Annotated in this window: 21 protein-coding genes and 1 tRNA gene; all 22 read right to left on the bottom strand. The window is 48.2% G+C overall.

Going from position 1 to position 26,111, the window contains the following annotated elements; genetic code table 11:
• Positions 1-149: 149 nt before the first annotated feature.
• The 22 genes from LG211_RS02465 to LG211_RS02360 all read right to left on the bottom strand — a co-directional run bounded on the left by LG211_RS02465 (position 150) and on the right by LG211_RS02360 (position 26,084).
• Entirely contained in the window at positions 150-482 is a 333-nt protein-coding gene (locus LG211_RS02465) for a hypothetical protein (RefSeq protein ID WP_269476948.1), read from the bottom strand.
• Positions 483-846: 364 nt separating this feature from the next.
• Positions 847-2,154, bottom strand: coding sequence for a glycine/betaine/sarcosine/D-proline family reductase selenoprotein B (locus tag LG211_RS02460; protein ID WP_227754658.1), 1,308 nt, complete (start codon positions 2,152-2,154; stop codon positions 847-849).
• A 14-nt stretch (positions 2,155-2,168) separates the two neighbouring features.
• On the bottom strand, positions 2,169-3,428 hold the full coding sequence (locus LG211_RS02455) for a glycine/sarcosine/betaine reductase component B subunit (RefSeq protein ID WP_269476947.1): 1,260 nt from the start codon (positions 3,426-3,428) through the stop codon (positions 2,169-2,171).
• A 5-nt stretch (positions 3,429-3,433) separates the two neighbouring features.
• Positions 3,434-5,086, bottom strand: coding sequence for an APC family permease (locus LG211_RS02450; RefSeq protein ID WP_269476946.1), 1,653 nt, complete (start codon positions 5,084-5,086; stop codon positions 3,434-3,436).
• 188 nt (positions 5,087-5,274) lie between these two features.
• Entirely contained in the window at positions 5,275-6,645 is a 1,371-nt protein-coding gene (locus tag LG211_RS02445; protein ID WP_253021229.1) for a sigma-54 interaction domain-containing protein, read from the bottom strand.
• 234 nt (positions 6,646-6,879) lie between these two features.
• Positions 6,880-8,034: an aminotransferase class V-fold PLP-dependent enzyme gene (locus LG211_RS02440; RefSeq protein WP_148397734.1), complete on the bottom strand. Its 1,155-nt coding sequence runs from the start codon at positions 8,032-8,034 to the stop codon at positions 6,880-6,882.
• A gap of 28 nt (positions 8,035-8,062) precedes the next feature.
• Positions 8,063-8,974 carry a selenium metabolism-associated LysR family transcriptional regulator gene (locus LG211_RS02435; RefSeq protein ID WP_269476945.1) on the bottom strand — a complete coding sequence of 304 codons (912 nt, stop codon included), beginning with the start codon at positions 8,972-8,974 and terminating at the stop codon, positions 8,063-8,065.
• A 1-nt stretch (position 8,975) separates the two neighbouring features.
• A complete protein-coding gene (gene selB / locus LG211_RS02430) occupies positions 8,976-10,895 on the bottom strand; it encodes a selenocysteine-specific translation elongation factor (RefSeq protein ID WP_148397732.1) in 1,920 nt (639 codons plus the stop codon).
• A complete protein-coding gene (gene selA, locus LG211_RS02425; RefSeq protein WP_227754662.1) occupies positions 10,892-12,301 on the bottom strand; it encodes an L-seryl-tRNA(Sec) selenium transferase in 1,410 nt (469 codons plus the stop codon). The genes selB and selA overlap by 4 nt, the downstream gene beginning before the upstream one ends.
• Before the next feature lie 25 nt (positions 12,302-12,326).
• A tRNA-Sec gene (locus LG211_RS02420) sits at positions 12,327-12,423 on the bottom strand.
• 116 nt (positions 12,424-12,539) lie between these two features.
• Entirely contained in the window at positions 12,540-13,652 is a 1,113-nt protein-coding gene (grdD, locus tag LG211_RS02415; RefSeq protein WP_227754663.1) for a glycine/sarcosine/betaine reductase complex component C subunit alpha, read from the bottom strand.
• A 17-nt stretch (positions 13,653-13,669) separates the two neighbouring features.
• Positions 13,670-15,214, bottom strand: a complete 1,545-nt coding sequence (gene grdC, locus LG211_RS02410; protein WP_227754664.1) for a glycine/sarcosine/betaine reductase complex component C subunit beta — start codon at positions 15,212-15,214, stop codon at positions 13,670-13,672.
• Positions 15,215-15,486: 272 nt separating this feature from the next.
• Complete coding sequence (grdA, locus tag LG211_RS02405; RefSeq protein ID WP_148397728.1) at positions 15,487-15,948, bottom strand: glycine/sarcosine/betaine reductase complex selenoprotein A; 462 nt, start codon at positions 15,946-15,948, stop codon at positions 15,487-15,489.
• Between the two features lie 117 nt (positions 15,949-16,065).
• Positions 16,066-16,383, bottom strand: a complete 318-nt coding sequence (gene trxA, locus LG211_RS02400) for a thioredoxin TrxA (protein ID WP_148397727.1) — start codon at positions 16,381-16,383, stop codon at positions 16,066-16,068.
• A gap of 50 nt (positions 16,384-16,433) precedes the next feature.
• Positions 16,434-17,372, bottom strand: a complete 939-nt coding sequence (trxB, locus tag LG211_RS02395) for a thioredoxin-disulfide reductase (protein WP_148397726.1) — start codon at positions 17,370-17,372, stop codon at positions 16,434-16,436.
• A gap of 21 nt (positions 17,373-17,393) precedes the next feature.
• Positions 17,394-17,762, bottom strand: coding sequence for a GrdX family protein (locus LG211_RS02390; RefSeq protein WP_148397725.1), 369 nt, complete (start codon positions 17,760-17,762; stop codon positions 17,394-17,396).
• 541 nt (positions 17,763-18,303) lie between these two features.
• Positions 18,304-19,611, bottom strand: a complete 1,308-nt coding sequence (gene grdB, locus LG211_RS02385) for a glycine reductase complex selenoprotein B (protein WP_269476944.1) — start codon at positions 19,609-19,611, stop codon at positions 18,304-18,306.
• A gap of 9 nt (positions 19,612-19,620) precedes the next feature.
• Positions 19,621-20,901, bottom strand: coding sequence for a glycine/sarcosine/betaine reductase component B subunit (locus LG211_RS02380; RefSeq protein WP_148397723.1), 1,281 nt, complete (start codon positions 20,899-20,901; stop codon positions 19,621-19,623).
• A gap of 11 nt (positions 20,902-20,912) precedes the next feature.
• The gene (locus LG211_RS02375) at positions 20,913-21,275 is read right to left on the bottom strand and encodes a GrdX family protein (RefSeq protein ID WP_148397722.1); all 363 of its coding nucleotides are present in this window, start codon (positions 21,273-21,275) and stop codon (positions 20,913-20,915) included.
• Between the two features lie 336 nt (positions 21,276-21,611).
• Entirely contained in the window at positions 21,612-22,988 is a 1,377-nt protein-coding gene (locus LG211_RS02370) for an APC family permease (RefSeq protein WP_253021225.1), read from the bottom strand.
• Entirely contained in the window at positions 22,989-24,623 is a 1,635-nt protein-coding gene (locus tag LG211_RS02365; RefSeq protein WP_227754668.1) for an amidohydrolase, read from the bottom strand. It abuts the gene before it with no gap.
• Positions 24,624-24,764: 141 nt separating this feature from the next.
• Positions 24,765-26,084 carry an aspartate aminotransferase family protein gene (locus LG211_RS02360; RefSeq protein ID WP_227754669.1) on the bottom strand — a complete coding sequence of 440 codons (1,320 nt, stop codon included), beginning with the start codon at positions 26,082-26,084 and terminating at the stop codon, positions 24,765-24,767.
• Positions 26,085-26,111 lie beyond the last annotated feature (27 nt).

Raw genomic sequence — 26,111 nt, 5'->3', positions numbered from 1 at the left:
CGCAAGGTTGAATACAGTGGAAGATTTGACTGACTATATATAGTCGCAAGTCTCATACCACATGGCCAGATAAGCGTTTCTTTTTTGCAACCCCCTATTTTCAAGCGCCCTCACCGTCGCAACATTCAGTATTTTTTCAATTTTCCGATTTAATCGTTGCCATATGGCAACGCAGGGTTGCCGCAGGGCAACGATTCGTTGTCTAAAAGCAACTGAAAAAAGGGGCTGATCGCATTGATCAGCCCCTTTTTTCGCAAAGTTATGGGGTTGCGGGGGCGGAAGGAGAAGGCCCCATAAAAGGATTTCGCCAGATCGGAAAATTTTGCTGAAGCTTTTCGCTTTTTACGCAAAGTTGTGGGTTTGCGGGGCTGGATCACATCAACTTGCGGCCCGCGCGGCCTCATTGCGAATTTGAAGGTGCTTGGCTGTTGGAAACTGCGTAAAAAGTGAAATTTCGCTTCACTTTTTTCCCAGATCCCCACATCCTATCTGCAAGCCGTAGCCGTTTCGGTTTCCGGTAAACTTCTGTAGAAATCGGCATTCTTTTCGCAAAGTTATGGGTTTGCGGGGTCGGATCGCGGTAACTTGCGGCCCGCGCGGCCTCATCGCGAATTTGAAGGTGCCTGGCCGTTGGAAACTGCGTAAATAATTTAAATTTCGTTTATTTTTTTCCGAAAATCTGTGGCGCCTGAAATGCGAAAAAAGAAGGGATTTACCGGACGCGCTCCAGAAAGGAGGGTCTCTATCGAAAAATGCAGAATTTATAAGAATTCAGACACTTTAAAGGCCGTCTGCACGGAAGTGCCAGACGGCCTTTAGGAGAACTATCAAAATTTAAATTTCAATCTATTTTACCGGAAATACGGTCTGCTCCGTTATCTCCGTTTCCAGCGCTCTCAGCGCGGTTTCCATCATCTTCTTCCGATAAGCTTTCTCTTCTTCCGGAGGCAGATCCGGCCTTCCCACCGGATGGGGGATAGATACGCCGGGAACGACCCGGTTTGCTCCCACTGAGATGGAAATGGGTGTTACTGTACATACGTGCACAATGGGGATTCCCGCAGCGTCAATATGCTTTACGATCGTTGCGCCGCAACGAGTACAGGTCCCTCAGGTGGAGGTTAAGATCGCGCCCTGAATCTCTTCACGCTTTAATTCCTCGGCGATGGCATCGCCGAATTGGGCTGCCTGGTCCGTGCCCATGCCGTTGCCCACAGTCACATACGTGAAATCACACAGTTCGCCGATCCGGCCTTCCTTCTCCAGCTCCGCCAGCATATCCACTGGCAGGATTCGGTTTCCGTCCTCATCCCCATAAACGGGGTCATATCCGCCGTGGACCACCTTACCTTTGGTAGCGCCTTTGCCGCCGTAGCTCTCTTCATAGCTGTATCGTTTGAATTTCGTACAGTTGCACGCTTCCAGATGATCCGGATTGCCAAGAGGCACCATGCCCCCGGAAGTCATGACGATGATTTTCGCCTTGCTCATATCCTTGATGGCTGGGCTTGGTACCACCTTTTCAAAGATGGGCATGGGCAGCTCGGTTTGATATTCTTCGCCTTTGATCTTCTTGAGCAGCATGTCCAGACAGCGCTCAGCTCCCGTCTTTTCTTCAAAGTAGTTCTTGCGGATTCCTCTCTGCACATAGCCTTCCTCTTCCGGCCCTTTGATTTCCGCACCGGAGTCGATCTTCTTTACAAAATCGCGGATGGCCGCCAGAGCATCCTTCATGTTTCTGGCAGAATTGCCTGTGGGCAGGATATAAGCATATTTCCGAAACAGCTCCATCCCCGGATTCTCCTCATACATACCGGATACGGCGTTGAGTCCCAGCTCTTCGCAGGCGATTTTGCAGACTTCGCCGCAGGCCATTCCATATCTTCCGGCGTTAAAGGCCGGGCCCGCGATCAGCAAATCCGTCTCTTCTTCCTTTAATATTTTAACGATATCATCCTTCAGCGCCTGAGCGTTTTCCACAAAATAATTATCGCCGCAGACGATTGTGGCTGTAATCCGGATGTCCTCACCCAGCAGATTCTGGAGCGCCAGACCGGGACCAAAAGGCCCTTTTCTCACTTCCAGAGGATGATGAGCCATATCCTCTCCCCCGATCTGCCCGAAGAATTGATTGATATAATGTACAACTCTCATGTTAACACCTCCTCTTAATATACGTAGGAACTCATTTTCAAGGTTCCCTGACCGATGACGGAACCCATGATGATCGACAGGGAAACCCGGATACTGCCGTCTTCCCGGATGCTCTCTTCTGCTCCGCCCGACATATATTTGACTTGATTCTGGTCTCCGATGATCCGCTCCATGGGAGGCAGGACCACGAATTCGTTGCAGTCGCCCACATTGATCACCGCATCCGCTTCCGGGGCAGTATCGGCAACCGGCTCTTCCACGCCGTCCGGCCCCAGCATCATCACGGTTTTAATGTCATTTTTTTCACAGCCGCGGCAGATCATCATCAAATCCGCTTCCGGATTGCCGCCGCCCTCCTCTGGAATAGCCACCCCGTCAACGCCGAGCAGCCTGGCCATTCTCACTGCCGATGAGCAGCATCTTCTCTTATCCGCAAGTCCCGGATAGGTGGGTACCGCAATGAGACCCCGAAAGTCGATTTCTTTGCCATGGCGTTTGTAAAACTCCTGGACAAGAGAATTATTCTGATGGTCGTATGTGGTATATTTATCGCCGGCGACCACGCAGCATCCGTTTACGATCGCACCGTCAAAAACTTCATTGGGATGAAGCAAGGTGGGGTGAAGTTTTTTTGCGTCCACGCCGTACACATAATTGTCGTGGAGCAGCCCCTGGGCCATGATCATGTACATGATCGCCACCTTGGGCAGCTCCTCTTTCACCGGACCCAGCTGGTAAGTCTCCTGATAATCCGCTTCCTTTCCCAAAGCGGATTTGGCCAGGTAGTGGGCTGCTTTCAGTCCTGCTATCCTTACCGCGGCTTCGTGTTCAGCCGGCTTGATTCCTTCTATGGTATCGATCACAAGGACGACGTTGTTCAGCTTTGAGTAGCGGGTATATTCGGCCCCCGGGCCGGACATATCGATGATCCCCTCCTGGAATCCGACAATAGTACCGGTGCTCACAACTGAGCAGCCCCGCAGCACCTTGGTCGTGCCCTCGCCGCAGTCTCCAAAATCGCCGATGATTCCCGGAAAAGACGTTTCACTCTCTTCCTTGATTCTCGGCTCGATCACATCCTTTACAGGAATGATTCTCGCCGAATCTCCCGGCTTTGCCAGCTGGATATCGATTTTGGCGAACACCGGATCAGCCAGATATTCAATCAGCCCCTTTTTGTCGATCACAAGGGTGCCATCTTTGATATCGTTGTTCTCTCCAAAACAGATATCCTTGATTTCAATGATATCAAGATTTAATTTCATTCCGCTCATATTGATTACGCTCCTTTCTCGTTTTCGTTTATTTCTTCTGTCTGCTTTTGATCTACCTTCTTCGACAAATAGGCCAAAATGCAGGTTACCGCGATATAGACGACTGTGAGCACTCTTACGGCAGCGATGATAAAGGCAAAGGCGTTTTCCGGTCCGTAGGTTTCCATATAGTATTCCGGGCCCCAGGAGCCTTCATAAAACGGCAGAAAGAAGCTCGCGATAGCTCCCAGAATCCCCAGCACGCCGTAGAGAACCGCGATTCGTTTTAAATCTCCGAAACACAGTTTTGTCCGCGGATTCACTTCCTCGCTGTCCGCCCCGAAGGAAGCCAGGCCTCCGCTCTTTCTCTTAAAGTACACATATAGCAGCGGGATAATGGCCGCAGCCGCCATGCCTGACACAAAGTAGTCGGCGCCGTTAATCATCAGTGCGATGAAAGCTACGATAAACACAGGCATCAGCATGAGGGTCACACCCTTTATTCCGAAGGGCAGTTTGAAAGGCCGTTCCATTTCAGGGGCCTTTTTTCTCAGAGCGATACCGGACAGGCAGACTAGCACATAATCGACGATAAACAGCGTTACCGACATGGTGATTACGGTGGAAAAATCCAGAGTGCATCCGATGATGGATACGATGGCGATGGTAACGATGGTCACATAGGGAATCCCCTTGTTCTTGCTAACTTTGGTCAGAATTTTCGGCGCCAGCCGGTCTTCGGCAATAGCGTAGAAATTTCTTGAAAGAGAAATCATGCAGGTATTGTAGTTGGAGAGACATCCCACGATGGCGACAACCACCATGAGGGCTCCGAATACGGGTCCTGCCATTGCGGCAACGGTGGAATAATTGATGCCGCCCGATCCCCAATCCTGCCAGTTTCCGGTGGCAGAAACGCCGGCCAGAGTCGGCAGCAGGTAAGTCAGCGTAATCAGCGGCAGGCCGATCAGCAGGGCTTTTGGCACAACCGTTCTGTCTTTGCAGTCGCCTGCCAGGGTGGAAACCGAGGTATAGCCCGAATACATCCACATTCCGATGGCAAGGGCTCCCGAAATACCCCAGAACAAGCCTTCTTCTTCGTTGTAGAAGGGCTGTATCGGGTTGGAATCCCAGTTGACAAATCCCACAGCAGCTACAAAGGCAAAGGCGATAATGATGACCATGGACAGCAAGGTGCTTACCCAGCCCACCTCCTTGATGCCTCTCAGGTTGATGGCCGTAAAGAATAAGATGATTGCAACTTTGATGATAAAGGCCGTTCCTTCCGACATGGGGATCAGGGTAGTTAAATACCCCACTCCCAGGATGATATACGATGAATTCTCCACATACTGGGCGATTACTCTGCACCATCCGGCGACAAAGGCCCAGAATTCGCCCAGACCGGCCTGGGTCCATTTGTAGAAACCCCCGGTATAGGGCATGGCCGATCCCAGTTCCACGGAAATCATTGCCTGGGGAGTCGCCCAAAAGAGCGCGATTAAAATCAGCAGCAGTACCGTCATTCCCGGGCCTGCCACCGGAATCATTTCTTCGATTCCAAAGCATCCGCCGCAGCAGAAGCTGTACATGATGAATACCATAGTATAAAGCTTTACATCTTGAGCCTTGACCTTACTATTATTGAGAACCAGGTCAGGTCCTTTGTTTTTGTCCATTACACTCCTCCTATTATCATTTTTATCAATATAATATAATTGTACAATTGTTTCTATATATAGCAAGTATAATGCCAACCCTGTAATCCTTTCAATTTCAACGTTTTCAGAAAATACAAAAAACAAACCTGCTCTCAAATGAGCAGGAAAACTCAAAGGAGAGCAGGTTTGCTGTGAACAAACAAGGTTTATCTTAATCCATATTTACTGATTTTTCTGTTTAACGTGGCTCGGGATACCCCCAAAGCCTGTTCCAGTTCCGGCGGATTGGCGCATTTTTCCATGTAGTTTTTTATTAAATTCTTTTCTGTAATGGCGACGGCTTCTTCCAGAGTGATGCCCTCATACTGGAAGTTATCGATGGTTCCGTCATCAAAGAGCATAGTCGTCACATCCTCCTCCTTGATTACATCGTTTAGACTGATGAGCATCAGCCTCTCCACCACGTTTTCCAGCTCGCGGATATTTCCCGGCCAGGAATAATTCTGCAGGATTTTCATGGCCTTGGGTGAAAAACATTTTTCCTTGCCGTACTGCTGATTCAGCTTGTCGGTAAAGAATTGCACCAGGGACATGATTTCTTCTTTACGCTCTTTCAACGCCGGTATTTTAATGGGAAACACACTGAGCCGGTAGTAGAGGTCGGCACGGAATTCCCCTTGCTCCACCTTTTGCAGTAAATCCTTATTGGTAGCGGCGATAATCTGTACGTTGACCTTGATCGATTTGCTCCCGCCCACACGCATGATTTCGTTTTCCTGTATGGCTCTGAGCAGCTTCACTTGAAAGCCCAGGGAAACTTCTCCGATTTCATCAAGAAAGAGCACTCCTTCATTAGCCAGCTCGAAGAACCCTTTTTTGCCTGTATCACTGGCCCCGGTAAAAGCCCCTTTTTCATATCCGAAGAGCTCCGATTCCAACAGGGTTTCTGGAATCGCTCCGCAGTTGACGGCGATGAAGGGTTTTCCTTTTCGCTTGCCGCTGCTGTAGATCAGCTTGGCAATTACCTCTTTGCCGGTTCCTGTATCGCCCTGGATTAACACCCTGGAGTCAAAGTTGGCCGCCGTGATTGCCAAATCCACCACTTTTCGCATCTGGGGTGATTCAGCGATAATGCCCACGTTTTTCGTCATCTCAGCCCGGATATACAAAAGCTCCTGTTCGTACTTGCTGTTCTTCTCCAGACTTTCCTCAAGCTCCCGCTCAATGGCCTCTAAGGTGTGTATCTCCCGTTCGCAGCAAACCACCATCTTCACCTTGCCGTTTTCCATATAGGGCATGGCGGTGGTTAAGAGATCCGTTTCCTCATATTGAAACATGCTGACCGGCTTTTTCTCCTCGATCACCCTCAGCGCGGCCGAATCCCGGTAAATGCCGGCCTGGATCAGTTCCCGCATGTTTCTGCCGATGATGTTTTCCCGTTTCTGGCATCCCAGGCTGTTGATATTCAAGTCGATCACAGTGCCTTCGCCGTCGGTAATAAATACGCCGTCATCGATACATTCGATAATTGCTCTTGCATATTGCTTTTCTTTCTCCGTAAGCTTATTAAAATCCATCCTGCACCTCCAATCAGGATCCGTCCTTTGCTGCCGGAATCGGGCTCCAGTAAATTTAGGGGACCGGCCTAAAAATTTACGCAAAGTTGTGGGTTTGCGGGGCCTCATATCGGTTTAAAACAAGAAATCTGCCTTTAAACTGAATTTGAGAGCTTGGAATCGTTGGAAAATGCGTAAATTTTTAAGAGTTTCTTGTTTTTTTGCCCAAATATCCCAGACTGTCCAATCCCCAAGTCAGCGGCTGCTCAAAATCCGATTGAGCGCTCCCGCGGCCAGCCGGATATCGAGCATGGTATTGAAATAGCCGAAGGAAAACCGGACCGTCCCCTGGGGAAAGGTCCCCAGCGTCTTATGTGCATGGGGCGCGCAGTGGAGCCCGCATCTGGTCATGATCCCGAATTCATTTTCCAAGGTAAAAGCGGCCTCTGCATTGTCCAAATTGACAAAATCCAGAGATACAACCGCGCACCGGCCGCCGCCGGAAGGAAGGCCCGCCAGCCTGACTCCCTTCATATTGCTCACCTCTTCAAGAAAGGCATCCGTAATCCGCTGTTTCTTTTCTATGATGGCGGCCAGCCCTTCCTTTTCTATAAAATCCACCGCATGCTTGAGGCCGATGATGCCAGGGATATTCAGCGTTCCCGGCTGGAATTTGTCCGGCAGCAGTTCCGGCATTTCCTCTTTGTCGGAAGCACTTCCCGTACCGCCGGAAAAAAGCGGTTTCATCGCTCCGGCCATCCTTTTGGAAAGGAGCACGATGCCGATTCCCTGAGGCCCAAGGAGGGCTTTATGTCCCGGCGCTATGAGGGCGTCGGCGCAGCATTCTTCCATATCGATGAAGGCACTCCCCGCAGTCTGAGAAGCGTCCACGCAGAAGAAAATTTCCGTTTCTTTGCAAATGCTGCCGATTTCCTTGATGGGAATCAGCGTGCCGCACACATTGGACCCGTGGATGGCCAGCACCAGCTTTGTTTCCGGCCGGATCAGCTTTCTGATTTCTTCCACATTCAGCCGGCCCTGCGCATCGCACTGAGCCTCGCTCCATAAAACACCCTCCTTCTCCAGCTGGGTCAGCGGTCTGACCACCGCGTTATGCTCCATGGAGGTGGTAATGACATGATCTCCTTTTTTCAGCAAACCTTTGAGCACCATATTGAGGCCGATGGTCGCCCCCGGAGTAAAAATCACGTTTTTCGGATCCGTGCAATGAAAGAGTCTGCATAAGGCTTCTCTTGCTTCGATGATTTCCCCTTCCAGGCTGTAAGCTTTCCTGTATCCTCCCCTGCTGATGTTATATCCGTTAAAATCGATATGCTTTCCTATGGCCTCCCCAAGACCGGGAGCTTTGGGAAAGGACGTGCTCCCATTGTCACAATAAATCTGCTTCATGTTCTATCTCCTTGCAAAATAGCCCGGCCTAATAGTCGAACTTATATCCGTATTTCTCAAGCACAAAAAATTTGAAGGTCTCGGCTGTGGGCGACATGGTGATTTTATCGTTATATACCAAATAGAACTCCCTCTCTTCGTCATAATCTTCCAGATCGAATACCAGATACCCTCTGTCCGCCCTCTGACGGTCCGCCGCCACTTCTGAAATGATGGATACGCCCATGCCGCCTCTCACCGCCTGTTTGATTGCTTCCATGCTGTTCATGCTGGCGGCCACATTCATGGAAGTGTGGGGGATGCCTTTGGCGTCCAGTTCCTTTTCAAAGGTTTCCCTTGTGGCAGAACCCCGTTCTCTCAGCAAAAACGGCTCTCCAATAAAGTCCTTCAACTGGAGCCGCTCTCCTTCGCGTTCTTTAAAGTGGGGAACTTGAGGGGTGATGAGGACGGCCTTGTCTTTCATCAAAAGCTTGTAGGTCAGCCCGTCGTTTTCTTTGTGTCCGGTAAATCCGATTTCACCCTTATGGGCTTTAATGTTATCGGCGACCAGGGAGCTGTCCGACTGTTCCAGATAAAATTTCGCCTTACCGTATTCCTTTTTAAAATCCGCGATGAGCCCGGGCACGATGTATTCTCCCGGAATGCTGGAGCTTTGTATGCCAATCGTCCCGTTGATGTTGAGGGAAAAGTTCTGCAGGGAGTAAATGGCCTGCTCCCTGGTATTGAGCATGGTCAAGGCGTAATTGTAAAAGAGCTTTCCTTCCGCTGTGGGCAGGGCTTCCTTTTTGGTCCTGTCGATGAGCTGCAGCTGCAATTCCTTTTCCAGCGCATTGACATGGGCGCTGATGGTGGGCTGGGTTAAAAAGGTCGCTTCCGCTGCCTTGGAAAAGCCTTTATATTTTATCACATTGACGAAGGCTTCAATCTGTTTGAAATCCATATCAGTCCTCCTGTCTGTAAAGCACTCTGCAATCGCCGGTCATTTTGGTGATCTTGTTTTCATCGGCGTATTCCAGAATCATGACAGCGTACTTTCTCGATGTTCCGATCAGATCCCTGTATTGGGCCAGGGTGATCTTTCCCTGGCGGTCGATGGTATTGATCAAAACGTCTATTGCCGATTTTAAAGCGGCTGCGTCCATATAGTATTGATAGTTCAGCCTGCCCAGTACTCCGCGGTTGTGCATGGAGCCCAGGATTTGGCCCGCCAGCCTGGGGTCCTTTTCCCCTGCGGCCACCTCCTGGGTCAGCGGCGGTTCCAGACCCGCTTTTTCATAGATCGCTCCAAAACGATCCGCCATCTTCTTTTGCTCCTCTGTGTATGTCACCTGAAAATCCCTGAGGGACATGGTTCCGGCTTCTTCTTTCACGGCTTGTCCCTGCAAAAGATCGTTGATCAGAAGCTCCAGTTTTTTCTGGTCCTCTGTGCGCAGGAGTCTGCCCAGCTTTCCGCGGAACTCCTCTTTGGGCATGCCGCTGCTTACGGGATTTTCCCTGTGATAGTTTTCCAAAAGTGCCTTTGCTTTGGATTGAACATCGCTTAAATACGTTTTATGTAAAAGAAGGTTTTCACTGATTTTCTTGATGGTCTTTTCTTCAAGCAGAGCATCAACCAGTTCTTCCGCCTCCTCCTTTGTCTTTCCCAACTTTCGGATCACTTCCGCCAGATCTCCCAACCGGAAGCTTTCTTCCAGGAAAATCTGGGCCAAGACATCCTGGTCCTTTCCCTCATCTTGAATCTTAAGGCTGGCAATTGCTTCCTCGCTAAAGCGTTTTTTCTTTTTGGCGGCAGCGTCCAGGATTTTACCGCCGCCGATGGTTTCCAGTGGTGAATAAAACCGGAGGATGAACCGGTCGCCCCGCTTGACGGCGATCTCTTCTTCAAATCTCAGCTGGGCGTAACAGGACTCTCCCTCACCTATCGCCTCCTGATCCAAAAGAACGGCCTTGCACAGGGCTTCCGCCGATCCATAATAGAAGTGGAGTCTGCTGCCTGATTTGAGGATGCGTTTTGTTCGGTCGAACATATCGATCCGCACGTCGATCATTCGTGTGTTCTCAAGAAGCCCCGGGTAAGCGGCCACATCGCCCCGGTTGAGCTCCTCTTTTTTGATTCCTGCCAGGTTGATGGCAGTACGCTGGCCGGCTCTGGCTTCCGTCACTGTATTTCCGTGTACCTGAATATTCCTTACTTTTGCCTTTTTCTGGGACGGATAGAGCATCACCTCATCGCCGGTTCCCACCGAGCCTTCCATCAGGGTTCCGGTAATGACCGTGCCGAAGCCGTCGATGGTGAACACCCGGTCGATGGGCAGCCGGAGCAGCCTTCGGTCTTCCCGCCTGCTCCCGCACTGGGCCGCCATTTCCAGGATCTGTTTTTTCAGTTCTTCGATGCCCTGGCCTGTATAGGAAGAAACCTCCATAATCGGCGCGCCTTCCAGGAACGTGCCTGCCACATTGTCCTTGATATCTTCTTTTACCACTTCTCGCCACTCTTCATCCGCCAGATCCGCCTTGGTCATTACCACGATGCCTTTTTTGATCTTGAGCATTTTGAGAATCTCAAAGTGTTCTTTTGTCTGGGGCATAAAGCCTTCATCCGCGGCTACGATCAGGAGCACGATGTCGATGCCGCCGATCCCGGCAAGCATATGCTTTACAAACTTTTCGTGGCCCGGCACGTCGATGATACCAATATCCAGATCCATGTCGTTGGGCAGATCGGCAAACCCCAGCTCAATGGTGATGCCCCGCTGCTTTTCTTCCTTCAGCCGGTCGGTGTCAATCTGGGTCAAGGCTTTGATAAGGCAGGTTTTGCCGTGGTCGATATGGCCAGCTGTTCCGATTATCACATTCTTCATGATCTCGACCTCCTAATGGCAGTTTCGATTGCCGCCATCGCCTCTGCGATGATCGGCAGCTCCTCATCGGCCACTGTGCGCATGTCAAAGTAAACTGCGTCGCGGATGATCCTGGCGATAATAGGGATGTTGTTTTTTCTCAGGAGCCGTTCTATTTTCTCCGCCGGTATCTCGGTCTCTAGTTTCACCGCGATCCCTTTCAGTTCGGTGGTGGGAGCACTGCCGCCTCCCACCTGTTCCGCCGCTTCCACCACCCGGCATTTGAAGAACATGGAATCGTCCAAAAGGGCTTTCAGCTGCTCGCCCCGGCTTCTCATGGACTGGATATCCTCGCTCAGCATTCGCAGCGCGGGTATTTCCTTGAGGGCTTTTTCCTGGTCAAGGTAAGTCCTGCAAGTAGATTCGAGAGCGGCCAATGTCATCTTATCGATTCGGACTACCCTTGCCAGGGGGTGGTTTTTCATCTGGTTGATGAGGCTTTTCTTTCCTGCGATGATCCCGGCCTGGGGGCCTCCCATCAGCTTGTCGCCGCTGAAGAGGATCACGTCGATACCGGTCTTGAGGCTTTCTCCCACTGTGGGTTCTTTAATGCCGTAGCTGCTCAGGTCTACCAAAAGGCCGCTGCCCATATCGTAGATGACCGGAAGGCCGCTTTCCTTTCCCAGAGCCGTCAGCTCCGCAAGATCGGCTTCCGCTGTAAAGCCGACGATGCGGTAATTGCTGGTATGAACCTTCATGATGGCTGCGGTCTCTTCCGTTATGGCATGTTTGTAATCGGCAATCTTAGTCTTGTTTGTCGTTCCCACTTCTACCAGCTTTGCTCCGCTTCTTGCCATGATATCGGGAATGCGAAACGAGCCGCCGATTTCCACAAGCTCGCCTCTGGACACGATGACTTCTTTGTCTTCAGCCATGGCTGAAAGGCACAGCATCGTCGCTGCTGCATTATTGTTGACCACCATCGCAGCCTCAGCTCCTGTTATTTTGCAGATGAGGCTTTCCACATGGGAATGGCGGGAGCCCCTTGCTCCCTTTTTCACATTATATTCTAAGGTCGAATAACCCTTTGCGATCTTCATCACGTTGGCGCACGCAGAAGGGGATAATCCCGCCCTTCCCAAATTGGTATGAAGAACCACGCCTGTTGCGTTGACTACGTTTATCAGGCTGGGGCGCTTCTTCTGGCTGATCCGTTCAGTGATGGCCTGGAAAAATGCTTCTTCATCAAAGGCCGGAGCTGATCCGCTGCCATTTAAAATCTTTGCTCGTTCTTCTGCGATCACCTCTCTTACCGACTCCACGATCAAGTCTCTCGATGTATCCTCAAAAAACGCAAATAGGCGCTGATCTTGCAGCGTCTGATCTACTTTGGGAAGCTTTGATAAAAGCTTTTGCTTATGTTCCATCTTTATCCTCCTGTCTGCAAGTTTATGGCGGGAGTATGTGGGAATCGAACCCACCTGAGAGGCTCCTAACCCCTCAAACCGGTTTTGAAGACCGGAAGGCACACCAGCACCCATCTACCCCCATATCTTGTCTGAATATGGATGTTTGTGGTAATGTTTTGAAGAATAAGGGCTGGTACCAAGAAAGTTCGCATTATAAGGAGGCGCATGCCGTACCTGCCCGACTCTTTTCTATCTATTAAATGTATTGTTTTTCTGTCAGTATTTCTTCTGCTCTGTCTTTATTGGCTTCGCTGATGCGGATGATCGGTCCTGTGCAGCCCATTCCGCTTTCCGCGTAGATGTTCTCCCGCCAAAGGGCCATGACCGCATCCTCCAGATCCATGACTTCGATTCCTGGTATCTGAGCGGTGACGATCTCCTTAGGCGGCGCTTCCACTAGATCTTCCTCTGCAGCCGCGGCCTTGGGCTGTGAAAATTCCTTTAAAATGTGGTCCAGTCCGGCCTTCTTGGCTTTCTTGAATTCTTCCTCGGCGATCTTGTTCATGCCGTTTTTCAGAAGGTTTGCCGCGTATTCCACTGCTCCTGCGATCAGCGGCGCTCCCGATGCCCTGGAAATAATCATAATGGTCTTGTCGAATCCTTCGCCGACTCCCGGTCCGTAGCCCCATCCCAGGGATTCGTATCCGCCGCCGGTGGTATAAGAAGAAAAGATTTTTACCATCAGGTTTCCGGTGAGGGAGTCCATGACCATGACATCCGCCGTTCCCTGAAGAAGGTCGTTTCCCCGCATCACGATGCCGCCGTCCGCTCTGCTTGACTGGGCAAAGGTTATGGGGTATCCGCCTTCTGAAAGCTTGAGCAGCGCCTTTTCGCACTGGCGTGCGCCATCGATGTTAGCGATTCCCACCGCCGGATTCTCAACGCCGTCGGCCTTGGCCGCAATAATCCCGTACACGGCATTTTTAATCATGGCGCATACCCGATCCGTGTCCGCCGTACCTGTGGTCGTGGCAAGGTACATGGTTTTTCCCATTGCCGGAGTCACCACCTTGCCCACCGTTGATACGCCGATGGGGAACGGATAGTGCATGGTTACCGCACCGTCGATCTCTCCCGTTTCCAGCAGTTCCTCCATTTTGTCATGGGCATCTTCACCCTGGATCAGCACAGCCTTCAGGCCCTTTGCTTCCGCCAGCTTTACCGCCTGCAGAAGATTGTCGTCTCCATGCTCGCTGCCGTCGGCGGCGATTCCGATGGTGAATTTTTTGCTGAAGTCCCCTGATTGGAGGCCGTCTGCTATATCCATAAAGGACTTTGCGATCATTTGTTTTATGTTCTGTTCTGACATCGTCTTCTCCTTTCCGCTTATTTGCTGAGGAGATTTCCGGCAAATTCACGCATTGCTTCTCCGATCAGTTCCTTGATTCTTCCTTCATCGATACCGGCTGTCTCTTCTGCGCCTTTTCCGTCGTTGGCTTCGATAACAAAACTGATGCCGTCGAAGAGATTGGTCATTCTTCCGAGGAAGAGGCTTCCTTTACCGATGATCATGGCCCTTTTAATCTTGCCCGCTATCATGTCTTCTCTGGCAAATCCAAGGTAAGGCACGCCGGAAGGAATATGGCCCTGAGTAGGCGCCCATCCTGTAAGTCCGTGTTCTTTAACGAAATCGGCGATACCGGCCCGCTCGATATCTCCCCGCTTTACGCCCAGCGCCGCGATCATCTTATAGTTTGCTTCTGGAACGTCTCCTGCTCCTGCCGGCTTGGTGATATCCGGGTTTTGCATTTCAGGGGAGAATTTGTCTACGTCGGTTATTTTCAGGCCCGCCCGATCCAGAGGCTCGGTCACCAGAGAACCGATGACAGCCTGAGGCGATGAGCCTGTGCCTACGGTGTGTTTGCCCACGATGTCGGTACGGATCTGAGGGCTGACTCCGTCGTCGGCTGTGATGAGTACGGAAAATCCCGCGATGGCATCCTCCAGAATAGGCATGTCTTTTTTAACATGATCTTTGCCGTTCATGCCCAGCTTGGCGGTACATCCGCCGGCTGTGACAGCGACGGCCTTGAAGGTTCCCGCCTTAACCAGCGACGCCGCATTGAGCAGAGCGTGGGCAGGTCCGGCGCAAAAGCCTCTGGCATCGGATCCGGTGGCGTTGACAAGGCCCGCTACTTCCGCCGCAGCCTTTGCGAAGTTTCCGCCGCCTCTCTGGTTCATATCGCCGCAGGCTTCCTCACAGCAGTCGATCACATATTCGATTTCCGACGGATCGACGCCGGATGCTTTTATAAGGTGAAGCAGCGACAGTACGCTGGATGCTTTTGTCACCAGGTTTTCCAGCATGACATGGGCCGATAGATTGACATCGATGTCGTGGGCCCGCTTAACTGCTCCAACCAGCTTTCCGCCATGATACAGCGGTTCTGCGTGTTCTTCTTCAACAAGCTTTGCTATTTCTTCTTCTGTTTCTTTGTTTTTATCTAAAATCGCTGCCCGCTCGGCTCCGATAAGCGTATGGGCCGCTAGTTTTTTTCCAACCTCTGCTGCAAAAGATGTTTCCAATTTTACCAGGTCAAATACGTCGCAGATCTGAATCAGTCCGATGAATTCATCCTGGGGCATGATCTCTCCATATTTACCTTCTCTTTTGCCTTCTACTTTTTTGTCGTACCATGGGAATGGTTCCGCCGACAAATCTTCCGGCGTCTTGTTTCCTATGTACACCTGGTTTGGCAGGTAGCCTGCCGCAGCTTCATAGCTTCTCAGGTGGTTTGGAAGTTCCTTCAAATACTCCGATTCGGGATTTACCGCTTTCTCGGTTGTCTGTGTCGTACCGTTATATAAAACCATGTCAGGTGTGATTGCCAGTGTGTAACTGCTGCCCTTTAGTACTGCGTATCCGCCCATTTAATTTTTCCTCCATCATTTATTTCGAACAAAGCCCGCTTCCCTGAGAAGCCGCCTTTGTCAATGCTTGGGAAATATCGCTGATGATATCTCCTGTATAATAGAGAAGCCGCCTTTCGCCTCTGACAGAAGGCGGCTCCCGCATGTCTTCGTATTTCCCACCCCGCGGCAACGCCGGATAGATGGTAAAAATACTATAACTTGCAAGCTGTGTCGCAGCAAGATTCAGTATTTTTTACCCTGCGGCGAAGCCGTATTCAATGGTAAAAATACTACAGCTGATCTCTGATCGCAGTCATTTCGCTTACGATATCATCGACATCCAGCACCATTTCCATCATGCTGATCTGTTCATCATAGACAGCTTCATCGACTTCTGCCTTAACTTCAGGTTCACAGATGTGATATACGGAGAGTCCCAACGAGACTCCTGCTAAAGGACCTGCATAGGTCGGATCTCCGAGAGTTACGGTTTCTGCTGCAAGGCCAGCTGCTTCTCCTTCAGCGGCCCCTAACAGAACAACTAAATCCTCCTTACCATATTGGTCGTAGAATTCTTTTACTCTCTTCTGATTCTCCAGGTCCATAGCACCTGCGGCCGTTCAAACGAAGCATTCTGTTGATGAGAATACGACTTCTGCTCCAGCGCTCTTGGCGCATTCTTCGATTGCAGGGCCCGGAATACCGTCACGGTCTCCGATGATGACTACTTTCTTGTCTTTTAACAATGCCATTATGTTGTCCTCCTTTCTTTGCTTTTTTGCAGCAGCGCTTTGAGGGCACTGCCATAGTCACTATATATACATAAATTTATATATATCAAAATTGAACGATGTAAGTTTGTCCCTTGATTAAACGTATTTCTTAATCATCTCTTCCACTGCTTCCGGTGTGGCGTCATCTTTCACCAGCTCTTCTACTTTTTCGCCGTCTTTGTAGATGGCGATGACCGGAAGACCCATGATCTTCTGGCTGATGGCCAGTCTTCTCGCCGATGTGGTGTTCAGCTTGCAGAACTTGATCTTGTCGCCGTAGGTTTCGGCAAAGCCTTCGATATGAGGCATGAGGGCCTGGCATGGCACGCATCCGTCTCCGAAAAAGTCTACTAATACGACGCCTTCTGCCTGTAAAACTTCCGGTTCAAATGTTTTTTTGTCACAAATAATCATTTCATTCTCCTTTTCTATCTTTGGGGTTTTGGTTGATCAATCAATTGGAATTATTCATTCTCTTCAATATACTTGCCTGCCTGTACAGCTGCGATGGCTCCGTCCGCCGCTGCTGTTACCACCTGCCGCAGGCTCTTGACCCGGATGTCTCCGGCCGCGAATACGCCGTCTACGCTTGTCTTCATGTCAGGGTCGGTAACAATGTATCCCTTTTCCATCTCTACCTTGCCCTGGAAAACTTCGCTTTCAGGCTTAAAGCCGATGAATACGAAAACGCCGAAGGTTCCATCCTCTTCATCTGCGGTCACTTCCGTCAGCTCTTTGGTTTTTACATTTTCCACCACCATGGATTCCAGCAGCCCGTCGCCCTTGAGTTCTTTCACTACGCTGTCCCACATGAACTCGATCTTCTTGTTGGCAAAGGCCTTTTCCTGTATGGATTTTGCCGCTCTGAGGGCGTCTCTTCTATGAATGATGGTGACCTTTCTTGCGAACTTGGTCAGGTAAAGGGCTTCTTCCACCGCCGAATCGCCTCCGCCCACTACGAATACTTCAAAGTCTTCGAAGAAAGCCGCATCGCAGGTCGCGCAGTAGGATACGCCTTTTCCTGTAAATTCCTTTTCGCCCGGACAACCGATGGGTACCGGGGATGCTCCAGCCGCGATGATTACGGTCTTTGCACGGTATGTATCTTTCTTTCCTGTAAGGATTTTTTCCTTGCCTTCCAGCTCCATATCCACGATGGTGTCGAGGACTTTTTCTGCTCCGAAGTGGTCCGCCTGCCGGCTCATCCGATCGATGAGGGTAGGTCCGGATTCTTCTTCCAGTCCTCCGGGATAGTTTTCGATCTCCGCTGTCTGCACGATCTGGCCGCCGTCCTTATCCTTTTCAATGATCAATGTGGATAATCTGGCTCTTCCTGCATACAGACCTGCCGCTAAACCGGCAGGGCCGCTGCCGATTATGATTACATCATACAATTTGCTCATTTGGGTTCGTCCTTTCTTTTTTTAAAGTTTTAAAGCTGTCTTTGTCAGCGAGTAGTCCAAGATCCGGAAATCCTCATTTAACCGCTCGCTGTTATTTATGTACTTGTCGATTCGTTTTCCGTTGAGCACCGAATAGTCGGCGATCCGTTCCCAATCCTCCAAAGCCGCGTCTTTTCCTTTTTCCAGGATAATGGTCAAATAGGGAAAGGGTCTGGCCCGTCTGCCTCCCATGGGGTCTGCGGCTAAAAAGTGATTGCCCTTTGAAAAGCGTTCCTCGCACTTTGACAAGACCGCTTGAACGCTGCCGTCGATAAACTGTAATTCGTGGCTTGTTTTTTCTTCCACCAACTGCTTTGTCAGCGGATTGTTGGTCAATACAACGTAATTCATGGCTTTTGCCTCCACCTGTTTTTTTCGATACCAGCTGCCGTATCTTTGTATTTGCTGATTACAATTTATATTAATGCAAATATAGTGCCACTTTTCAAATCCGCCAAAACAAGCCAATCTATAAGGATGTCAAATCCATCGCTGCGCAATTATGATCGCAGCTGCTCAAAATTGAGAGTCTGCTTCATTTTGCATGATTCCCTGCATGGAACTGTTTGACACTATTATTAAAAGCAAGTCCCATGCCACTTTTTTAATTCTCGCCATTCATATTATCAATCAGCTGATTTTCAATGATTCTTATTCAAAATGCATGATGTACTACATTTTACCGTCCGTATATTCTCCCATATTCCCAACTATACCTGGCTGAACAGCAATAATCTTTTCGTAGAATACATATTTGCATTCTACGAAAAGATTTTATGTGAACTTTCAATTTTGTCAAAAACAGCATTTATTTTTCAAGAAATGAATGCGTCTGTTAATGCACAATCGCAACAGGTGCATTTTTGCACCGTTCGCAAATAATACTCCTGCGTTATTCAAATACAGTCTGTCCTTTAATCTCTGTCGTTAACGCTTTTAAAGATTTTTCTAAAATACGCCTTCTGATATTTTTTTCTTCTTCCAGCGAAAGACCCGGATTTCCCAGTGGATGGGGTATGGCAACAGCCGGAACGATTCGGTTGGCCCCCACAGTCAATGAGATCGGTACTACTGTGCAAATATGCACAACCGGAAGCCCTGCTCTTTCAATTTCTTTTACCATCGTTGCGCCGCAACGTGTACAGGTCCCTCAGGTGGAAGTGAGGATGACAGCGTCCACTCCTGCGCTAAGCAGCCGCTTACCGATTTTCGCTGCATACTTCTTAGCATTGGCTACGGAAGTCCCATTGCCAACTGTCGTATAGAACTTATCATGTAAGCTTCCAATCTTGCCTTTTCTCTCAAATTCCCGAAGAACGTCTACCGGCAGTACTCTGTCCGCATCTTCATTGGCATACACAGGATCATATCCGCCATGGGCAGTTTCAAAGGTCTTTTCCGTTAAATCCAAGAAACTGCTGATATCATATTCTCCAAACTTGGAAGCGCTGGAAGATTCAATATGATCCGGATTGCCTTTTGGTACAATGCCGCCGGAAGTAACCAGAGCGACTTTTGCTTTGCCCATATCCTTGATTGCCGGATTGGGAGTAACTCTATCAAAATCAGGCATCGGAAATTCAGTCGTAAATTCTTCTCCTGCCATTTTTTTGAGCAGCATTTCCACAGCCCGTTGGGAGCCTCTCTTTTCTTCGAAAAAATTTACCCGAATCCCGTTTGGTATATAGCCTTCTTGTTCGGCAAAGCCAATTTTTTCACCTTTCGCCACCTTCAGCCCAAAAGGTGCCATTACTTTTACAGCATCTCTCATCCCTGCGGCGCTGTTCTTTGTAGAAATGATATATACATCTTTCTTGAACATGTCTGCCCCGGGGTTCTCTTTGTACATACCCGTCACAGCCGGAATATTAAGTTCATTTTTCACCGCGGCTGCAACCGTACCGCAGGCTACTCCGTATCTTCCCGCGTTAAATGCCGGGCCACAGATCACTAGATCCGGTTTTTTACTTGCAATCATTTGTAATACTATTTTTTTCGCTTCTTCCATATTTTCATTAAAATATGTATCGCCACAGATTACAGTGGCAATGATATCTGCTTCCCCGCCAAAGGCTGCATGAAAGGCCATTCCCGGACCTACGACGCCGTCCCGGAGTTCCGGCCTGTAGTCTGCTTTTTCTTCGCCGCCTATATTGGCAAAGAACTGATTGATATAATGAACAACTTTTATTTTTTCCATTCTCTGCTCCTATCTTGCGCTTAGTTTGTTAAAACCAAGTTCATTGGTTGCTCCAGTTATTGCTTGAAGTTCTACGGTAATCCTCCCATCTTCCTTCAGACTTCCATCAAATCCGCCTGCAACGATATTTGCTGTATCTTGATAACCGATCACTTTTTTCATTGGTCCGAGCACAATGACTTCATTGGCATTTCCGCCTGTAATAACTGCATCTGCTTTGGCGTCCGCATCCGCCAGAGACTGTGAAGCTCCGTCACGCCCCGCATACTCATCTGTGATGATAACCGTATTGATCCCTTGATCCTCTATTTTCTTACAGTTCATGATCAGATCGGTATCTGGGTTTCCGAAACCTTCCTGGGAAATAATAACCCCATCCAAATCCAACAATCTTGCTAATTTTGCTGTCCAGTCTGACGACCGTTCCTTGTCTGCCAGATACACATTCTCATTTGTAATAATTACGCAGACAAAATTCAGCTTTTTCCCGTGTTCTTTAAACAGGTCCAAGATAACTGGATTGTTCAAATGATGATAGGTCGTATTTTTGTCACATGCAGAAACGCAGTTTCCACTTATGATTGCACCATCCATCAGTTCCGTGGGGTGGATGATCGTTGTCAATGATTTTTTCATGTCCACACCGTATACATATGTATCATGCATCAAACCCTGACTCTGAAGCATCAGCACATATGCCACCCTCGGCAGATGAGGAAATTTTTCCAATCCTTCTTTTACACCATAAGTTTCAAAAGTCTCCACTTCTCGGCATTTTATATCTCTGGCCAATTCTCCCAGGTATTTAGCTGCTTTCAGCCCGGCAAACCGCACGGCTTTTTCGTGATCATGCTGCTTGGTTCCTTTTACAGGCTCACACACTACCACCAGATTATTCAACTTTGAAAATGGCGTATATTCTGCTCCCGTTCCAGACATATCAATGATGCCTTCCTGAAAACCCACGATTTTTCCTGTCGTGACAACGGCCATTCCCGTAAGTACATTGGTCTGTCCAGATCCCACAACATTGACTTTGGAAAGCACTCCTGGGAATACGTCCCCGCTTCCGGATACCTTGACTCGTGCCTCGATCACATCTTTTACCGGCATGATTCGAATGCTGTCTCCAGGCTTTGCAATTTCCAGATCAATAGATTCTAGGGTCTCATCCTCTTTAAGATAGTCGATCAACTCTTCTTTATTGACATAGAGTACATCTCCTACAATCTTTGATTGGTCATCAAAGCGGATATCATTGATAGGCACATATCCTAATTCCAATTTCATATTATTCCTCCTCATTTTATTGCACTGTCAAGCAGTGCCAGGTCTACTCTTCGAAAGTCCTCTAAAACAGTTCGTGTATAATTTGTAACGTTACAGCTATGATAAAGTTTATCATGCATACTGATAGCCTCCTCAATCAATGTTAATGACCGATAATCCAGACCATCCTGCTGCTCTGATAACACAACTGATTTAAAGGGTGTTTCTGTGGGTTTTATGCTGCCAGACAAAGGGTGCGTCAGCAACCGATGTCCTTTATGTACATAGTCCCTGACTAGGCAGAGAAGTTCTCTATGCGTCACCTGAAAAAATTTTAAATTATATCCTTCTTCATATGCAGCTGATACCATTATGTTGTTTGTAACAATTATCATGGCTACCCCCCTTTTTTACTCATCCAATGACATCTCTGGCGGAAGCTCTTTGAAAAACCTGGTCTTTATGGTCAGGCAGATCAATCCCGCGCCCAGCCAGCAAAATCCTAATACCTGATCTTTTCGATATCGAAATACGGCTACTGTTTAAACGCTAATATATAGAGCAAGTATCGTGCCAATCCAAAGATACTGATTTTCCAATATATTCACACACATACAAAGATCCTGTGTCAAAATATGATACATATAGCCTTAGAGACTCGTTAAAATAAAGCCGTTTTCATGCTGTATTATATTTTGACGGTGACAAAATATAATACAATTGTTCGATATTTACTCATCCAATGACATCTCTGGCGGAAGCTCTCTGAAAAACCTGGTCTTTATGGTCAGGTAGATCAATCCCGCGCCCAGCCAACAAAATCCTAATACCTTTGAGTGCCAATCCAACCCTAGCCATACGAAAAAAGTAAATCCGGCACCAATCAGAGGCGCAATCAAATAGCTTAAGATCGCATTGAGTCCTCGTTCTTTCTTTTTAACGTAGTAAAAAACGACCACAGATAAATTAACTAATGTGAATCCAAGCAATGCTCCGAAACTCACCAAAGAGGTTGCGGTAACCAGTGAGATAAATAGCGCTACCAGACTTATCACTGCTATAATAATGGCATTATAGGATGGGGTCTTGTGCTTTGGATGAATGTGCGCAAATATTTTTCCCGGAAGGATGCCATCTCGACCCATACTGTACAGAATACGGGCAGCTGAGGTCTGGCAATTAACTACGGAAGCAAAGCAGCCTACAGTATACGTTCCGGTAAAAACATATGCCATGGTCGATCCTGCTACTTTTGTCATAAATTCATAACTGCCAGCATCAGGGTCAACCAGCTCGTTCCAAGCATTAGGCCAGCACAATGTCAGGAAATAGGTAATCAAAACAAAGAATAGGCCCATGATAATGCAGGTAATGATAATAGCTTTGCCCACATTTTTTTCAGGCTGGATGGCTTCTTCCGAAAGTGTTGATATGGCATCAAATCCCAAAAATGAAAGCGCCAGTATTGATGCTGTTGAAAACAGCATTGGAACTCCCATGCCGGCCTTGTTAAACTCTTCAAAGTTGAAGAAACAGTTCAGATCAAAGAAGGTGCCAGCGCCATTGCCTCCTGTCAGCCATCGGATCATAAATATAAAAAGTGCTACAATGAATACAGCCTGTATCAGAACGATCATACTGCTTACATTTATGGCAACTTCGATTCCCCGGTAGCAGACTACTGCGGTAATAAAAATAAGGATAAGAATCCAAACAGGAATTGGGATCGCCGGAACCGCCTGGTTGAGGTAGATAGACATTACTAAATAGGTCAGCATTGGAAGCAGCATATAACCCATGAGGATCGTCCATCCGGAAATAAATCCCACATATGGATTCATACTCTTACTTACATAGGTATATGTTGAACCCGCTACCGGAAAAGATCGTGCCATTTTTGAATAACTGAAAGCCGTAAAAGCCATAGCAGTTGTTGTTACAACAAAGCATAAGGAAATCATTCCATGCGACATTGTCGTTGCCAAACCATAGGTTGTAAATATGGTGAGGGGTAGTATATAAGCCACTCCATAAAATACCAGGTGACGAAGTTTTAATATTCTTTTAAGAGTCTGTTTCTTCTCCGTTGTATTTTGGATACTGTTCATTTACCTTCCCCTTTCATTCTTCCATTCACAGACATATCTGACTGTTCCATCCATGATGGTCATTGCTGACCGGGCCTCACGGATTTTCTCTGCTGGAATCTTAAAAAGATCTCTATCAATAACTGTTATATCCGCAAAATTTCCAACCTTAATCGTTCCCAGCTCATTTTCTCTACCGACTCCGTAGGCTGATCCATATGTATAACTACGAATTGCTTCTGCTACAGTGAGCCTCTCCTGAGGATTCCAGCCTCCCTCCGGTTCGCCGTTGTCCAACGTACGGATGATCGAGCGGCTGATCTGGTAGTACGGGTTTCCTGAAACAACCGGACAATCGGTGCCCAAAGCAACAACACCTGTTGACTTTAACAACGATTTGACCGGCCAGCACCGCCAAGCTCGTTCATCGCCCAGGGTAATCCGATATTCGTGATTATCCCAATGAGGAGAAAGCCCCAAATGTTCAGGCTGCATGGAGGGAACGACATCCAGCTGACGAAAACGCATAATATCCGCTTTATCTACCAACTCCGCATGTTCAATCGTATGACGGAGAGGGCCATATTTTTTTATCGCTTTTTGATAGTAATTCAGTGCAAGCTGCACCGCTTTATCTGCCTGCGCATGCAGTTTTACAGAAAACCCATGCTGGTGTGCCGTCATCACGCACTGTTCCAGTTTTTCCAGATCACCGATGACCGTTCCTTTGTTCCCAGGCTCATCCGTATAATCTTCCAGAAGCAGACAGGTATGAGTCGGAAAAATTCCTTCTGTAAACTGTTTGAGCTGGTCAAATCTGACTTTATCTGTACTAAGGGTAGAGCGGCGAATTTCATGCACAGCAATATCTTCAAACAGGTTGCCGGCGATATGGATCCGCAGCGGGAGCTCATCTTTATCTTCCAGATATTTGACAGCCTTTAAAAAACTCATTTCTACGCCAAACAGCGGCTGCACATCCACAAGGGAAGTCACTCCGTATGCGGACATTTCTTCCAGGAAGGGTCGCAGATAGTTCAGCTGGAGCTCCAGCGGCATATCCATAGCCTTTGCTGCCACAAGCCCCGCGGCATCCTCATCCAGTACTCCGGTCGGATTGCCATTCTCATCCTTGTGGATCGTCCCGCCTTTGGGCGTTTCGGTATTTTGGTCAATCCCGCAGATTTCCAGCGCCTTGCTATTTACCCAGATTCCATGACACTCGGTATTCATTAAGAAAACCGGCCGGTCAGGAAAATAGGCATCCAGGGATTTTCTCGTTGGCAGCGCCTGATCCTTCCAATAAAAGTTGTACCAGTTAAAACCGAAAATCCATCCTTCGGTGGGATGCTGCTTCTCAAATTCAGCTACCATTCTAGCGGACTCTTCTTCCGACTTAGCCGCCCCCAAATTTACGCTTGACAAATATAGACTTGCCAGTGCCAGATGTACGTGACTGTCATGCAGCCCTGGTATGATCAATTTATTCTTAAAATCATATATTTTCGTATTGCTGTCGATGAGTGTTTTTGTTCCTTCGTCACATGCCCCGGCACCAATAATTTTATTCCCAGCAATAGCCACAAACCCTGGGAAAGGGTCATCGCACATACTGTCAAATATAGCATCGCTCTTTAGTATAATATCCGCTTTCATTACCAGTCCTCCTTAGCAGTTGACCTGCTGCTCTATCTGCATGCAGCTCACAACAGCTCTTTGTAAACTGCATGCAAATTTCGGTTTTTTCATACAGTTGCCTTTTGTTCTGTAAATTTGACTCTTTAGTTCCGCATTGTTTTACAGAGTTTCCACAGTTGCTTTGAATGCAGTAAGGATTTTTTCGAAGTCTTCATCTGTATGCTGCAAGGAAAAGAAAATTGTTTCTGTAGCGTCGCCTCCCTGCATAATAACTCCCCTGTTGAGCATGGAGATGTAGAACTTGAACCACATGTCAGAATCCTGCTTTGCCATATCGCGGTAATTGTTTACTTCCGTGATGCCAAAGTTAATGGACCCCATAGCACCGATATGCTTAAGTCTGGAAGTGACACCTGCCTTTTTCAGCATGCCCTTCATTTCTTCAAAGGTCTTATCAGCTTTTTTAATCAGGCTTTCTGTTGCTTCTTTTGTCAGAATCTTACCCAAAACGGTCTTAGCCGCACAGATGCTGAGAGGGTTTCCACCAAAGGTTCCGCAGTGTTCCGTATCTACTTCGATATGCTGCATGATCTCTCTCTTGCCGCCAAAGGCCGAAATCGGATATCCGCCGCCGATGGCTTTTGAAACTACCACCAGGTCCGGAGTAACGCCCACTTTACCAGCCGCCCCATGATAGGAAACACGTGCACCACAGATGACTTCGTCAAAGATAAGAACGATATTTTCTCTTGTGGTGATCGCTCTTACTTTGTCGAGATAGTTTTCTTTTGGTAGGATCACGGTCGAGTTTGCCATGATCGGCTCTAAAATAAATGCTGCGATCTGACCCTTGTTTGCTGCGATCGCTCTTTCAAGGGCCTCGATATCATTGAAAGGTACGGTGATCACAGTGTCAGCCAGGCAGGAAGGAACCCCTGCGGACATACATACGCTTGTCGGTGCATCAGCCGGACCTGCCTGCGCTACGTCTGGATGAATGCTCCACAGCACGGAATCATGCGCTCCGTGGAATCCCCCTTCCAACTTGATAATCTTATCTTTTGCTGTATAAGCTCTGGCAACGCGTAAAGCATGCATAGTTCCCTCTGTTCCTGAGCAGGAGAATCTCACCATATCCATGAACGGATATCGTTCTCTAAGAAGCTCTGCAACGACTCTTTCATTTTCATATGGGATGGCATAGTCTACACCTTTTCCAATCTGCTCAATCACGGCCTTTGATAAGACTGGATGATTATGCCCGATCATAGTCGGTCCGAAAGAGCACTGGCAGTCTATGTATTCATTTCCATCAATATCCCAGACTTTGGAGCCGCCTGCTTTCTCAACAAAAAACGGGAAGGGTTTATTTGCTCGAATGTTACTTGTTACGCCCAATGGCAATATTTCTTTTGCTTTCTCATACATAGCCAATGATTTCGGATGCGCGTCATAATAATTTTGTAAAAATTTTTCCATTGTTTTTCTCCTCTTTAATTTAACGTG

Origin of the sequence: Hominibacterium faecale (assembly GCF_020734085.1) — a bacterium.
GTDB classification, from domain to species: domain Bacteria; phylum Bacillota; class Clostridia; order Peptostreptococcales; family Anaerovoracaceae; genus Hominibacterium; species Hominibacterium faecale.
The sequence above is the reverse complement of the archived record's forward strand: the minus strand, read 5'-3'. Positions and strand labels throughout refer to the sequence as shown.

Coding starts and splice junctions, on each gene's coding strand:
- LG211_RS02455 (WP_269476947.1), bottom strand. CDS start 3,428: ATGAGCGGAATGAAATTAAATCTTGATATCATTGAAATCAAGGATATC.
- LG211_RS02450 (WP_269476946.1), bottom strand. CDS start 5,086: ATGGACAAAAACAAAGGACCTGACCTGGTTCTCAATAATAGTAAGGTC.
- LG211_RS02445 (WP_253021229.1), bottom strand. CDS start 6,645: ATGGATTTTAATAAGCTTACGGAGAAAGAAAAGCAATATGCAAGAGCA.
- LG211_RS02440 (WP_148397734.1), bottom strand. CDS start 8,034: ATGAAGCAGATTTATTGTGACAATGGGAGCACGTCCTTTCCCAAAGCT.
- LG211_RS02435 (WP_269476945.1), bottom strand. CDS start 8,974: ATGGATTTCAAACAGATTGAAGCCTTCGTCAATGTGATAAAATATAAA.
- selB (WP_148397732.1), bottom strand. CDS start 10,895: ATGAAGAATGTGATAATCGGAACAGCTGGCCATATCGACCACGGCAAA.
- selA (WP_227754662.1), bottom strand. CDS start 12,301: ATGGAACATAAGCAAAAGCTTTTATCAAAGCTTCCCAAAGTAGATCAG.
- grdD (WP_227754663.1), bottom strand. CDS start 13,652: ATGTCAGAACAGAACATAAAACAAATGATCGCAAAGTCCTTTATGGAT.
- grdC (WP_227754664.1), bottom strand. CDS start 15,214: ATGGGCGGATACGCAGTACTAAAGGGCAGCAGTTACACACTGGCAATC.
- trxA (WP_148397727.1), bottom strand. CDS start 16,383: ATGATTATTTGTGACAAAAAAACATTTGAACCGGAAGTTTTACAGGCA.
- trxB (WP_148397726.1), bottom strand. CDS start 17,372: ATGAGCAAATTGTATGATGTAATCATAATCGGCAGCGGCCCTGCCGGT.
- LG211_RS02390 (WP_148397725.1), bottom strand. CDS start 17,762: ATGAATTACGTTGTATTGACCAACAATCCGCTGACAAAGCAGTTGGTG.
- LG211_RS02380 (WP_148397723.1), bottom strand. CDS start 20,901: ATGAAATTGGAATTAGGATATGTGCCTATCAATGATATCCGCTTTGAT.
- LG211_RS02375 (WP_148397722.1), bottom strand. CDS start 21,275: ATGATAATTGTTACAAACAACATAATGGTATCAGCTGCATATGAAGAA.
- LG211_RS02370 (WP_253021225.1), bottom strand. CDS start 22,988: ATGAACAGTATCCAAAATACAACGGAGAAGAAACAGACTCTTAAAAGA.
- LG211_RS02365 (WP_227754668.1), bottom strand. CDS start 24,623: ATGAAAGCGGATATTATACTAAAGAGCGATGCTATATTTGACAGTATG.
- LG211_RS02360 (WP_227754669.1), bottom strand. CDS start 26,084: ATGGAAAAATTTTTACAAAATTATTATGACGCGCATCCGAAATCATTG.